Origin of the sequence: Streptomyces sp. NPDC051243, assembly GCF_044455405.1 — a bacterium.
Classification (GTDB): domain Bacteria; phylum Actinomycetota; class Actinomycetes; order Streptomycetales; family Streptomycetaceae; genus Streptomyces.
This window is the reverse complement of sequence record NZ_JBITES010000021.1, coordinates 25,224-37,350: the sequence shown is the minus strand read 5'-3', so window position 1 is coordinate 37,350 and position 12,127 is coordinate 25,224. Positions and strand designations below refer to the sequence as shown.

The 12,127-nt window shown below is 69.7% G+C and carries 12 protein-coding genes; 4 read left to right on the top strand and 8 right to left on the bottom strand.

All coding sequences use genetic code 11. The features are described from left to right. Nucleotide 1: 1 nt before the first annotated feature. Nucleotides 2-523: a DUF6668 family protein gene (locus ACIBAG_RS39825; protein WP_399112283.1), complete on the bottom strand. Its 522-nt coding sequence runs from the start codon at nt 521-523 to the stop codon at nt 2-4. 290 nt (nt 524-813) lie between these two features. Here ACIBAG_RS39825 and ACIBAG_RS39820 point away from each other — a divergent pair, with 290 nt between their 5' ends. Then, the gene (locus tag ACIBAG_RS39820) at nt 814-2,364 is read left to right on the top strand and encodes a tetratricopeptide repeat protein (protein ID WP_399112281.1); all 1,551 of its coding nucleotides are present in this window, start codon (nt 814-816) and stop codon (nt 2,362-2,364) included. 33 nt (nt 2,365-2,397) lie between these two features. On the opposite strand, the gene ACIBAG_RS39815 is transcribed toward ACIBAG_RS39820, so the two are convergent. From ACIBAG_RS39815 to ACIBAG_RS39800, 4 genes are all read right to left on the bottom strand, one after another. Continuing rightward, complete coding sequence (locus tag ACIBAG_RS39815; protein ID WP_399112280.1) at nt 2,398-3,348, bottom strand: M28 family metallopeptidase; 951 nt, start codon at nt 3,346-3,348, stop codon at nt 2,398-2,400. 161 nt (nt 3,349-3,509) lie between these two features. After that, nucleotides 3,510-3,995 carry a VOC family protein gene (locus ACIBAG_RS39810; RefSeq protein WP_399112279.1) on the bottom strand — a complete coding sequence of 162 codons (486 nt, stop codon included), beginning with the start codon at nt 3,993-3,995 and terminating at the stop codon, nt 3,510-3,512. Between the two features lie 170 nt (nt 3,996-4,165). Next, nucleotides 4,166-5,056 (bottom strand): EamA family transporter RarD, encoded by an 891-nt coding sequence (gene rarD, locus ACIBAG_RS39805; RefSeq protein ID WP_399112520.1) that lies wholly within the window; start codon nt 5,054-5,056, stop codon nt 4,166-4,168. Nucleotides 5,057-5,447: 391 nt separating this feature from the next. After that, nucleotides 5,448-6,302 (bottom strand): SDR family oxidoreductase, encoded by an 855-nt coding sequence (locus tag ACIBAG_RS39800; RefSeq protein ID WP_399112278.1) that lies wholly within the window; start codon nt 6,300-6,302, stop codon nt 5,448-5,450. 209 nt (nt 6,303-6,511) lie between these two features. Here ACIBAG_RS39800 and ACIBAG_RS39795 point away from each other — a divergent pair, with 209 nt between their 5' ends. Beyond that, entirely contained in the window at nt 6,512-6,877 is a 366-nt protein-coding gene (locus tag ACIBAG_RS39795) for a winged helix-turn-helix transcriptional regulator (protein ID WP_399112519.1), read from the top strand. Between the two features lie 239 nt (nt 6,878-7,116). After that, entirely contained in the window at nt 7,117-7,674 is a 558-nt protein-coding gene (locus ACIBAG_RS39790) for a DUF6082 family protein (protein ID WP_399112276.1), read from the top strand. A gap of 126 nt (nt 7,675-7,800) precedes the next feature. Here the strand turns inward: ACIBAG_RS39790 and ACIBAG_RS39785 are convergent, their stop codons facing one another. Beyond that, nucleotides 7,801-8,076, bottom strand: coding sequence for a hypothetical protein (locus tag ACIBAG_RS39785; RefSeq protein ID WP_399112274.1), 276 nt, complete (start codon nt 8,074-8,076; stop codon nt 7,801-7,803). 323 nt (nt 8,077-8,399) lie between these two features. On the opposite strand from ACIBAG_RS39785, the gene ACIBAG_RS39780 reads away from it, so the two are divergent. Next, complete coding sequence (locus ACIBAG_RS39780; protein WP_399112273.1) at nt 8,400-8,885, top strand: hypothetical protein; 486 nt, start codon at nt 8,400-8,402, stop codon at nt 8,883-8,885. A 162-nt stretch (nt 8,886-9,047) separates the two neighbouring features. On the opposite strand, the gene ACIBAG_RS39775 is transcribed toward ACIBAG_RS39780, so the two are convergent. Together ACIBAG_RS39775 and ACIBAG_RS39770 are read right to left on the bottom strand one after the other, a co-directional pair. Further along, nucleotides 9,048-10,127, bottom strand: a complete 1,080-nt coding sequence (locus ACIBAG_RS39775) for a 2-oxoacid:ferredoxin oxidoreductase subunit beta (protein WP_399112271.1) — start codon at nt 10,125-10,127, stop codon at nt 9,048-9,050. Continuing rightward, a complete protein-coding gene (locus ACIBAG_RS39770; RefSeq protein WP_399112269.1) occupies nt 10,120-12,048 on the bottom strand; it encodes a 2-oxoacid:acceptor oxidoreductase subunit alpha in 1,929 nt (642 codons plus the stop codon). Before ACIBAG_RS39770 ends, ACIBAG_RS39775 begins: the two co-directional genes overlap by 8 nt. Nucleotides 12,049-12,127: the final 79 nt, after the last annotated feature.

Below are 12,127 nucleotides of genomic sequence, written 5' to 3'. Positions count from 1 at the left end.
CTCAGCGAGACCGTCCCGTCAGCCGTGCCAGCGCGTCCGCCTCCCGTGGCGGCTTCCCGGTCAGGTCGCCCAGCCGCCACGCAGGCACCCAGGGCACCCGGTACACATCGATGACCGACTCGATCACCTTGACGCGCTCGGCGAGTGGCCGCGGAAGTCGCCCCGGCGCATCCGCGACCAGGACCACGGCATTCAGATCGAGACCGTGGGGAGCCTCCCCGCGCCGGAAGACCTCGAGGGCGTTCAGGGCGGCGGCCAGCCCGTTCGCATGGGTGCGGGCGACGAGCAGCACCGACGGCGGGTCGGCAGGCCCTGGCCAGACACGGCCGCAGTCGTGGCCGCCGTAGACCGTCGCGAGCGTGGAGACACCCGCCCCACCGTGTGTGCCGACCCAGGAGAAGCGCCGGGGCGTGTCGGCGGTGGGAGGGGGCGTGGGATCGTCCGGCAGGGCCACAGGCCCACGGATCCAGATTTCCGGCCCGAGTTCCGGTCGCCCCTGTTGCACGTGCATGTCAGTCCGCATGCCCGCACTCCTCCCTCGTCACGCCACGATCTTCGCGTCAGGCATGAGAACGCTGTGACGTGGCACAAGCTCCTGGAACGAGTCTGTGACGCCACGGTGACGTCCGCGCCGCCCGCGGCCGGAGAGACTCGACAGAACGTGTATGAAGTACAGGCCGGGTCCGCGGTGCGGGTCCTGCCTGTACGACCGGATCGTGACGCCGGGGAAGCCGGGCGGACGGCGACAGGGGCCACCATGGAACCGGAACCCGCCGTCCGCGAGCTCCCCGACGCATGCGAGTGAGGGAAGCGATGTCTCGACTCAGCCGCGCGAAGAAGCGGGAACAGAAGCGCGCCGCGGCCTCGGCGGCCCCCCTGGCCGCGCCGATCGACGTCCGCGTCCCCGCCGGCGGTCCGGGCGCGAGCGACGCCTCGATCGGCGGCGTACCCGTCACCGCTGCCCCCGGCGAGGAGATCCAGCACGTTGTCCTGACCCACCTCCAGCGCATCGCCCTCGCCTCCGGCCACCCCGTGCAGGCCATGGTCCACGACGAGCGCATCGGTTACGTCGTCCCGCTGCGGGTGGACGCGGACGGCTCCAGCCGGTTCACGGCGGATCCCGTACGCATGTCGCCGCCGGGAGAACAGGCACGGCCAGGAGATGTCGTACGACATCCCGCGGGGTCGCCGGCGTCGTCCATGCCGCCCGCGTCACCCGTTCAGTCGACGTCGGACGTTCAGTCTGGTCCCCCCGTTCCGGATGCGACGCCGTATCGGGACAGGCCCACGCATGTCCTACGACCCCTGCCGGACCCGTCGCAAGACGCCCCGCCCACGTTCCGGATGCGCACCCTGCCCGGGCCGGTGCAGGACGCCGTGCCCGGCACGGTCGCGCCGCCGCTGGGGGAGTTCGGCCCACCCCCGCCCATGGACGCGAGGCCGCTGCCGACGGGCGTATCGCAGGCCGGCGTACCGCAAGCCCATGTGCCGCAGGCCGAAGCACCGCAGACTCGCGTGCCGCAGGCCGAAGCACCGCAGACTCGCGTGCCGCAGGCCGAAACACCGCAGACCCACGTGCCGCAGGCCGAAACACCGCAGACCCACGTGCCGCAGGCCGAAGCACCCCAGGCCGGCATGCCGAATCCCGGCGGCCCGATCCCAGGCGTGCCCAGGGGCGGCCAGGCGCCGGACCAGGTGCGTGAACCCACCCCCCTCCCCGCCAGTGACTCCACCCCCGTCCGTGACTCCATCCCCGTCCGTAACTCCACCCCCGGCCGCGACTCCATCCTCCTCTCGGATCCCGACCCCGATCCCACGCCGCCACCCCGAGGCTTCGACGCGGTGGCCGAAGCCGTTCTCGGGGAGGGGCGACCCGCGCCCACCGCCGACGCCTCCCCCTTCGCCGGGCAAGTGGCCCGGATCCACGAGGCCGTGGAGGAGGGGCGGACGACGGAGGCGGCGGAGCTCGCGGAGCGGGCCGTGGCGGAGGCGTCCGCGGTGCTGGGCCCGGCGCATGCCGAGGTGCTGTGGATGCGTGAACTCGCCGCCTACATCGCCTATTTGACGGGCGAGCCGGTGCAGGCCTTCCGTCTCTCCCTCGAGGTGTCCCAGGCGCACCACCGCGCCGGGCACGCGGAGGCGGCGTACAGCAGTCTCCACGGTGCGGCCACGGCCTGGCGGGCCGTACGCGACCCGGCGCTGGGGCTCGACCTGGGCCGGGAGCTGATCGGCCTGTGGACCGAGCAGCTCTCGACCGAGGGCGGTCCGGCCGCCGAGGAGGCCGAGGAGCTGGAGGCGGCCCGGGCCCGCATGGACCGCCTCGCCACTCGCGCCGCCAAGTCGACCGAATCACCCGGCAGTTGAGTCACCGGAGCTGCGGATCAGGGGATCAACGGGTCACTCCGACAGCTCCCACACCGCGTACGCCACGGCGTCGCTGTTCCGGTCGAGGGCGGTGTCGTTGATGTTGGACGTGGTGTCGCAGGACGAGTGGTAGCAGCGGTCGAAGGACTGTCCCGACGTGCCGCCCCACTTGGCCACCTGTGCCGCCGTCTTGGTGCGGCTCGCCCCCGTGAACAGCCCGCCCACCGGCACACCCGCGCTCTTGAACGGAGCATGGTCGGAGCGGCCGTCGCCCTCCGTCTCGATCTCGGTCGGGACGCCGAGGCCGGCGTAGTAGTCCTTGAAGGTCTTCTCGATCGCGGGGTCGTCGTCGTAGACGAAGTAGCCGGGGTTGGGTGAGCCGATCATGTCGAAGTTCAGATAGCCGCTGATCTTCGCGCGGTTGGCGGCGGAGAGGTTGTTGACGTAGTAGCGGGAGCCGACGAGCCCCAGCTCCTCCGCACCCCACCAGGCGAACCTCAGGTGCTTGGTGGGCTGGTAGCCGGCCCGCGCCACGGCGAGCGCGGTCTCCAGGACGGCCGCCGAGCCGGAGCCGTTGTCGTTGATTCCGGGGCCGGAGGAGACGCTGTCGAGGTGCGAGCCGGCCATGACGACCTGGTTGGCGTCGCCGCCGGGCCAGTCGGCGATGAGGTTGTAGCCGGTACGCCCGGAGGACGTGAACTGCTGGATGGTCGTCGTGTACCCGGCGGCGTCCAGTTTGGCTTTCACATAGTTGAGCGAGGCCTTGTAGCCGGGGCGTCCGTGCGCGCGGTTGCCGCCGTTGGCGGTGGCTATGGACTGCAGCTGGGTGAGGTGGGCCTTGACGTTGGTCACGGGTATGTCGGGTGCGGCGGCGGCCTCGACATCGGCCGTGGAAACCGCGCCGGCCATGGACCCGCTGGTCAGCAGCGTGGCGGTGGCGACTGCTGCCGCCGCCGACGCCCGCCAGGAGACGGAGAGCTTCATGTGGGGGGCTCCGAATTCCAGGGGGATCTCCGTGGGGTTGCCACAGGGGACCCACAGTGAATGGGGTGCCTGGATGGTCGGGGCGTACCTGACTCTCCGTCAAGAGCCTTATTGAGACTGGGAGTTCGGATAGGGAAAACCCTGCATTCCGCGTTCGTTCCTCACTGCACGCAGAACTCGTTCCCCTCCGGATCCGCCATCACCACCCACTCCCCGCCCGGCTCCTTCACGTGCCGCAGCACACTCGCCCCCAGCCCCTCCAGTCGCCCGACCTCGGCCGCACGCTCCCCGGCCGCCGCGTGCAGATCCAGATGGAGCCGGTTCTTCACGCTCTTCGCCTCGGGCACCCGCTGGAACAGCAGCCGCCGCCCGAGCCCGGTCCCGCTGTCCTTGTCATACGGGTCGTCCGGATGCCGTACGGCCACCAGGTCCCGGAAGGCGAGGCGGGCGTGGAACTCGACGACGGCCTCGCGCGGCAGCGCGCCGAGCTCCAGCAGCCGCTCGATGAGGGCGTTGTTGTCCTCGACCTCGTAGTGCAGCGCGGCGGCCCAGAAGTCGGCCTGCGACTGCGGGTTGGCGCAGTCGATGACGAGCTTCCAGTGGAGGGGGGTGGGGGCGGTTCCGGGGGTCTCTGTCGGCGGTGTCATGCGACCACTCATAGTGGGAGCGGGTGCGGGGTCGCAATGGGAATCGCCGGTCGGCACTTTTCAGGGCCGGTCCAGGCGGATTCGGCCCGTCTGGGGGTGCCCCCTCTGGGGGAGTTTGAGGATGAGGCCCCTTCAGGGCCGAGTGGGCCCCGGGGGCGGCAGGCGCCAGATCACGCGTCCACTGCGGCGGACGTCGGCTTATCAACCCTCGGCACGCTCAACTGGTCCACCCGGCTGCGCCTGGCGGAGCGCCACGCGTCCGCCGTCAGCAACGTCAACGCCAGCCACACCAGCGCGAACCCGGCCCACCTCTCGGCCGGCATCGCCTCGTGGAAGTACAGGACACCGAGCAGGAACTGGAACACCGGCGCCAGGTACTGCAGCAGCCCCAGCGTCGACAGCGGCACGCGTATCGCGGCCGCGCCGAAGCAGACGAGCGGCAGGGCGGTGACGACACCCGTGGCCGCGAGCAGCGCCACGTGCCCCGGTCCCTCCGACGTGAACGTCGACTCCCCACGCGCCGACAGCCACACCAGATACCCGAGGGCGGGCAGGAACTGGATCGCGGTCTCGGCGGCCAGCGACTCGACGCCGCCGAGGTTGACCTTCTTCTTCACCAGCCCGTAGGTGGCGAAGGAGAAGGCGAGGACGAGGGAGATCCACGGCGGCCGCCCGTACCCGACGGTCAGTACGACCACGGCCGCGAAGCCGACGCCGACAGCCGCCCACTGCACCGGCCGGAGCCGCTCCTGCAGCAGCAGCACGCCCATCGCGATGGTGACGAGCGGATTGATGAAATACCCCAGCGAGGCCTCCACCACATGGCCCGTGTTCACGGCCCAGATGTAGACGCCCCAGTTGACGGTGATCACCCCCGCGGCCACGGCGACGAGCGCCAGCCGCCGAGGCTGCCGTATGAGCTCACCCGCCCAGGCCCAGCGCCGTACGACGATCAGGGCGACGGCCACGAAGACGAGGGACCAGGTCATCCGGTGGGCGAGGATCTCGACCGCCCCGGCGGGCTTGAGCAGGGGCCAGAAGAGGGGGACCAGCCCCCACATCCCGTACGCCGCGAAGCCGTTCAGCAGTCCTACGCGCCGCTCACCCTGCGACTTCCCGCTCACGGCCCCTCCTTCGCGCACTCACCCGGCCGCGCGAACGCGACGGCCTGCACGAAGGTAACGCCGAAAGCCCCCGTGTGTCATGCCCGTATCGCTATACGGTCATGACACACGGGGGTGCGGCTTTCGATGCGCGCCTCGGTCGCGCCGCGGCTCGGTTTTGACGGCGGCCACGATCGCGCCGGGGTTCAGTTGTTGACGGCGGTCTCGGTCGCGCCGGGTTCCGTTCTTGATGGCGGTCTCGGTGCGCCGGGTTCGGTTCCTGACGGTGGCCGCGATCCGCCGGGCCGGGGGTTCGGTTCCTGAAGGCGGCCTCGACCCCGTCGGGGGGTCAGTTCTTGACCGCGGCCGCGATCGCGTCGGCGAGGGGCGTGGTCGGGCGGCCGGCCAGGCGGGAGAGATCCCCGCTGTCGACGACCAGCTCGCCCTTCTCGACGGAGGCGTCCACCCCGGCGAGGGTCGCGGCGAGCGGCTCGGGCAGCCCGGCGCCGGTCAGGATGCCGGTGAAGGCCTCGACGGAGACCGGGTTGTTGGCGATCTCCTTGCCGGTCTGCCGGCTCAGCTCGGCGGCGTACTCGGCGAAGCTCCAGGCGACGTCGCCGCCCAGCTCGTACGTCTTGTTCTCGTGCCCCTCGCCGGTCAGCACGGCGACGGCGGCGGCCGCGTAGTCGGCGCGGGAGGCGGAGGAGACGCGGCCCTCGCCGGCGGCGTGGGTGACCGCGTTGTACTGCAGGACCGGGGCGAGGTTCTCGGTGTAGTTCTCGTGGTACCAGCCGTTGCGCAGCAGCACGTAGGGCAGACCCGACTCAAGGAGCGCCTTCTCGGTGCCCCGGTGGTCGTCGGCGAGGGCGGCCGTGAGGCCGCCGAGGGTGCTGGTGTAGGCGAGCAGCGCGACGCCGGCAGCCTTGGCGGCGTCGATGACGACCTTGTGCTGGCCGACGCGGTCGTTGCCGACCTCGCTGCCGGATATGAGCAGCACCTTGTCGCCGGCCGCGAACAGCCCGTCGAAGGTCTCGGGTGCGCTGTAGTCGGCGACGGCGATCTTCACGCCGCGCTGGGCGAGGTCGGCGGCCTTCTCGGGGGTGCGGACGACGGCGGTGACCTGGTCGGCCGGAACCTTCTCCAGGAGCTGTTCCACGACGTGGCGGCCCAGGTGTCCGGTGGCTCCGGTGACGACGATGCTCATGATCAGAACTCCTTGTGGGGTGCGGTGGCACTAACCCTAGGAGATGCGCTAACTCGTGGAAAGTACCCACTTTGAAGTAAGGTACTGGTATGGCAGTAAGTGCATTGGTGCCCGCGACACCCGCGGCGGACGCGGCGCCCACCAAATCCCCGGCGACCGCGGCGGTCGCGACATCCGCCGCGACCGGCAAGTACGGCACCGGTGAGGAGATGTGCCCGTACCGCCTGGTCCTGGAGCATCTCACCAGCCGCTGGGGTGTTCTGGTCCTGATCGAGCTCCTGGAGCGCCCGTACCGCTTCAGTGAACTGCGCCGCGCGATCAGCCGGTGGGGCGGCCGAGGAGTCAGCGAGAAGATGCTGACCCAGACCCTCCAGACCCTGGAGCGTGACGGCCTCGTCCACCGCGACGCCAAGCCGGTGATCCCGCCGAGAGTCGACTACTCCCTGACCGAGCTGGGTCGCGAGGCGGCGGAACAGGTGCGCGGGCTGGCGCTGTGGACCGAGGCGCGGATGGCGGAGGTACAGAAGGCGCGGGAGATGTACGACGCGCGGAAGAATGGCTCTGAGCAGGGATGACGTAGGAGCCTCACTCCTTTTCGAGGGCATGTCGGCGGCATGTCGGCGGCGCCTGGGGGCACACATATGTCAGGGCGTTGGTCGACATGCGAGAAACGTCCTTCCATGCGCCCCCTCTCCGCCTCCCTCGCCGCCCTGAGTCGCCGGGCACGCTGGGTGCGGAGTGCAACGCCCACCGCGCACCCGCCCACGATCCGCCCTTCGGTGCGCGGCCACCGGATCCAGGGGGATTACTTGACATGGCCACACAGATTCCGCCCGCGCGGGACAGCAGGATCGGTTCTGCGGTAGCGGCGGGTCTCGGCCTGATGCGTGCCTTCTTCGCCCGCGGCACCCGCCGCCGACGCCAGGAGGAGATCCTGCTGGACCTGCTCCGGCAGCTCACGCTGATGACCGAGGAGATTCACCGGGCGAACCTGATTCAGCAGTACCGGCTGACCGTGGACCAGATGGACCGAACGATCGACGACCCTTCGCTGGCCGATGCGTCGAGCACGCTGACGGGTCTGTCCGAGGCCAAGCGCCGCCAGATGCTCTTCTCGAACCGGCAGTTCGGCTCACTCCTCCTCGCCCATCGCGTCGGGGTGCTCGACTGGGACGAACTCCTGGGACACCTCCGCGTACTGTGCCGCAACCCCGTCTTCGCCGAGTACTGGGACCGCACGGCCGAACATCGGCGGAGCATTCCGGCGGACTCGGTCGAGGCGCGGGTCGGCGCGGCAGTCGACGTCATCATGGAGGAGTTGGCCGACGATCCGGAGGAGTGGTGGATAGTGGGACCGTCCGCCTCCGGCTGAGGCGCTGTCCCGAGGGGCTGACAGGGTGCCGGACGTCGGTCTCCAGCGGGGCGCGGCGCACATGGCAAGCCGGGGCGGCGCCCGGGGGCCCGGAGGGCGTGCGGAAGGCGCCCGAACGGCGTGCGGTCAGGCGTCGGGAATGTCGCGCTTGGCGCGGACCAGGGTCTCCCGGCTGATCACCACGATCCGTTCGTAGTCGGCACACGCGGCGTCAGCGGGGAGGAGGGGCTCGAGCGCCGCTGTGGCCTCGGTACCGATGATCGCGAACCTGCCATCGCTCAGCTCGAAGACATCCGGGCAGGTCTCCGAGGTCTGGCTGCCCCTGAGCCTCGGTGGATCCCCGAGACGACGGGCGATGTGGACGGCAGGCAATTCGCGGGGCACCTGGAGCCTCTTCTGCAAGCGGAGACAGTCCGGAAACTGTACAGCGATCTTGACCGCGCGGCCTGCGCATCGACACACGTCAGGCCCGGGAATTGCCTCCATTGGCAGGGCGAAATGGACGGCAGCCCATGGGCACGCATCCATGCGCCCCCTTTCCGCCTCGCGTGCTGACTTGTGCGGCTGGGCAGGGTTGGAGCGTGGTGGTTTCGGGCGCCGTACGCCGGCTCAGTCCGGGGGTCACTATGTCTTTGGCCAAGGCCCTTGACCAAGGCCCCTTGGCTAAGGCCTTGGCCAAGGGAAACGGGGGTGCGTCGGGTCTGGGAGCCGGGCAGCATGGCGGGGTGGCTGATCTGCTGTGGGATGACGTGAGCTGTTTCTTCGAACCGGACTCGATGGGGTCGCTGCCGGACGTGCGTGTCCCTGGTGTCTCAGTGGAGGACTGGCAGGCGGTCCTCGATCTTGTGGCGGAGAAGGGCTGGAAGTGCCGGTACTCCGAAGGAGAGGTGGTGCTGCCGGTGCCCCGGGCGCAGCAGGTGGTCGCCCGTCCGGCGGATGCAGAGTGCCCGAACCTGCGGGTCTGGCCGACCGCGGATGTGTTGGCGATCTTTCGTTTCTCTGCCGGCGACGAAATCGACTTCGACGTTGACCTGCGGGAGTTGCAAGGCCAGGAGCGACTCGACGTCTTCTGCGGCTTCCTGCGGGAGATCGGGCGACGGTTGGGTAAACCGGTGCTGATGTATCCGGAGGGTGGCCACGGCCATCCGGTGCTCGGCTTCGATGTCGAGGACGATCGAGTCGTTCTCCTCGCAGAGCCGCTGGTCAGGTGACTGAGGCCGACTCGTCGAGCACGACCGGGTTCCGCGCTTGGCCCGGACTCTCGCGTAGAACTCGCGGAGCTTTGGTTCGGTGCTGGACAGGTCGCAGGCCGACTGACTTCTCCGGGCCTGGGTGCCGGCTCGCTCACCCAGGCCCGCACACGTCAACCTGATTCAGCCGACGACGGTCCAGGTGTCCCCACCCGCCAGCAGCGCCGCCAGATCCCCCTTGCCGTTCTGCTCGATCGCCGAGTCCAGCTGGTCGGCCATCTGGGTGTCGTACACCGGACGGTCCACCGAGCGGAACACGCCGATCGGGGTGTGATGCAGGGTGTCCGGGTCGGCCAGGCGGGACAGGGCGAAGGCCGCGGTCGGGGACGCGGAGTGGGCGTCGTGGACCAGGATCTGCGACTCGTTGTCCGGCGTCACGGTGACGACCTTCAGGTCACCCGTCTGTGCGTCGCGTACGACGCCGCGCGACCCGCCCGCACCGAAGCGGATCGGCTGTCCGTGTTCGAGGCGGATCACCGCCTCCTCCGCCTGCTGCTTGTCCTTGAGGACCTCGAACGCGCCGTCGTTGAAGATGTTGCAGTTCTGGTAGATCTCGATCAGCGCGGTGCCCTTGTGGGCGGCCGCCTCGCGCAGGACCTGGGTGAGGTGCTTGCGGTCGGAGTCCACCGTGCGCGCCACGAAGGACGCCTCCGCGCCGATGGCCAGGGACACCGGGTTGAAGGGCGCGTCCAGTGAGCCCATCGGCGTCGACTTGGTGATCTTGCCGACCTCGGAGGTCGGCGAGTACTGGCCCTTCGTCAGACCGTAGATCCGGTTGTTGAACAGCAGGATCTTCAGGTTCACATTGCGCCGCAGGGCGTGGATCAGGTGGTTGCCGCCGATCGACAGCGCGTCACCGTCGCCCGTGACCACCCATACCGACAGGTCCCGGCGCGACGAGGCCAGGCCCGTCGCGATCGCGGGCGCGCGGCCGTGGATGGAGTGCATCCCGTAGGTGTTCATGTAGTACGGGAAGCGCGACGAACAGCCGATGCCCGAGACGAAGACGATGTTCTCCTTGGCCAGTCCCAGCTCCGGCATGAAGCCCTGGACCGCGGCGAGGATCGCGTAGTCACCGCAACCGGGGCACCAGCGCACTTCCTGATCGGACTTGAAGTCCTTCATGGACTGGCGGGCCTCGGCCTTGGGGACGAGCGAGAGCGCCTCGATCGTGCCCGTGCCTTCCGCGGACGTCTCAGGCATCGATGGCCTCCTTGAGAGCCTTGGCGAGCTGTTCCGCCTTGAACGGCATGCCGTTGACCTGGTTGTACGAGTGGGCGTCCACCAGGTACTTCGCGCGGACCAGAGTGGCGAGCTGGCCGAGGTTCATCTCGGGGATCACCACCTTCTCGTAGCGCCCGAGTACCACGCCCAGGTTGCTCGGGAACGGGTTCAGGTGGCGCAGATGCGCCTGTGCGATCGACTCACCGGCGTTGCGCAGCCGGCGCACCGCGGCCGTGATCGGGCCGTACGTCGACCCCCAGCCCAGCACCAGCGTCTTCGCCTCGTGCGGGTCGTCGACCTCCAGGTCGGGCACCTCGATGCCGTCGATCTTGGCCTGGCGGGTGCGGACCATGAAGTCGTGGTTGGCCGGGGCGTACGAGATGTTGCCCGTGCCGTCCTCCTTCTCGATGCCGCCGATCCGGTGCTCAAGGCCGGGCGTGCCCGGGATCGCCCACGGCCGCGCGAGGGTCTGCGGGTCCCGCTTGTACGGCCAGAAGACCTCGGTGCCGTCCTCCAGGGTGTGGTTCGGCCCCTGCGCGAACTGCGTGGTCAGGTCCGGCAGCTCGTCCAGCTCCGGGATGCGCCAGGGCTCCGAGCCGTTGGCCAGGTAGCCGTCGGAGAGCAGCATCACGGGTGTGCGGTACGTCAGCGCGATCCGTGCCGCCTCCAGGGCCGCGTCGAAACAGTCGGCCGGGGTGCGCGGGGCGATGATCGGCACCGGCGCCTCGCCGTTGCGGCCGAACATCGCCTGCAGCAGGTCCGCCTGCTCGGTCTTGGTCGGCAGACCGGTCGAGGGCCCGCCGCGCTGGATGTCGATCACCAGCAGCGGCAGCTCCAGGGACACCGCGAGGCCGATGGTCTCGGACTTCAACGCCACGCCCGGCCCGGACGTCGTGGTCACCGCGAGTGAGCCGCCGAAGGCCGCGCCCAGCGCCGCGCCGATCCCGGCGATCTCGTCCTCGGCCTGGAAGGTCCGTACGCCGAAGTTCTTGTGCTTGCTCAGCTCGTGCAGGATGTCGGAGGCCGGGGTGATCGGGTACGAGCCCAGGAACAGCGGCAGGTCCGCCTGGCGAGACGCCGCGACCAGCCCGTAGGACAGCGCGAGGTTCCCCGAGATGTTGCGGTAGGTGCCGACCGGGAAGGCCTTCGACGCCGGGGCCACCTCGTAGGAGACGGCGAAGTCCTCCGTCGTCTCGCCGAAGTTCCAGCCCGCGCGGAAGGCGGCGATGTTGGCGGCCGCGATGTCGGGCTTCTTGGCGAACTTCGACTTCAGGAACTTCTCGGTGCCCTCGGTCGGACGGTGGTACATCCAGCTCAGCAGGCCCAGCGCGAACATGTTCTTGCTGCGCTCGGCCTCCTTGCGGGTGAGGTCGAACTCCTTCAGGGCCTCGACGGTCAGCGTCGTCAGCGGCACCGGATGGAGGCTGTAACCGTCGAGCGAGCCGTCCTCCAGGGGGCTGCTGTCGTAGCCCACCTTCTGCATCGCCCGTCTGGTGAACTCGTCCGTGTTGACGATGATCTCCGCGCCTCGGGGAAGGTCGCCGATGTTCGCCTTCAGCGCCGCCGGATTCATCGCGACCAGCACGTTCGGCGCGTCGCCCGGCGTCAGGATGTCGTGGTCGGCGAAGTGCAGTTGGAAGGAGGACACGCCCGGCAGGGTGCCGGCGGGGGCGCGGATCTCCGCCGGGAAGTTCGGCAGCGTCGACAGGTCGTTGCCGAAGGACGCCGTTTCCGAGGTGAAGCGGTCGCCAGTGAGCTGCATACCGTCGCCCGAGTCTCCCGCGAAACGAATGATCACCCGGTCCAGCCGGCGGACGTCCTTCGTCCCTGCCGGTTTGCGCTGCTCTCCCACGACGGCTTCGTCGGCCTGCTCCGCTGGGCTACTGACCTGGCTGGTCACTGAACTGGACCTCCTTCGAGGCGGCTGTGTGGGCATGGCCTTCCCGCAAGCCTTCCCAGGATCAACCCTACGTCCGCAA

Bases quoted from the DNA above. Each gene is read 5' to 3' on its own strand.
- ACIBAG_RS39795 (WP_399112519.1), top strand. From the start codon at position 6,512: ATGTGCCCGTACCGCCTGGTCCTGGAGCATCTCACCAGCCGCTGGGGT.
- rarD (WP_399112520.1), bottom strand. From the start codon at position 5,056: ATGTGGGGGCTGGTCCCCCTCTTCTGGCCCCTGCTCAAGCCCGCCGGG.
- ACIBAG_RS39775 (WP_399112271.1), bottom strand. From the start codon at position 10,127: ATGCCTGAGACGTCCGCGGAAGGCACGGGCACGATCGAGGCGCTCTCG.
- ACIBAG_RS39800 (WP_399112278.1), bottom strand. From the start codon at position 6,302: ATGAGCATCGTCGTCACCGGAGCCACCGGACACCTGGGCCGCCACGTC.
- ACIBAG_RS39815 (WP_399112280.1), bottom strand. From the start codon at position 3,348: ATGAAGCTCTCCGTCTCCTGGCGGGCGTCGGCGGCGGCAGCAGTCGCC.
- ACIBAG_RS39820 (WP_399112281.1), top strand. From the start codon at position 814: ATGTCTCGACTCAGCCGCGCGAAGAAGCGGGAACAGAAGCGCGCCGCG.
- ACIBAG_RS39825 (WP_399112283.1), bottom strand. From the start codon at position 523: ATGCGGACTGACATGCACGTGCAACAGGGGCGACCGGAACTCGGGCCG.
- ACIBAG_RS39810 (WP_399112279.1), bottom strand. From the start codon at position 3,995: ATGACACCGCCGACAGAGACCCCCGGAACCGCCCCCACCCCCCTCCAC.
- ACIBAG_RS39790 (WP_399112276.1), top strand. From the start codon at position 7,117: ATGGCCACACAGATTCCGCCCGCGCGGGACAGCAGGATCGGTTCTGCG.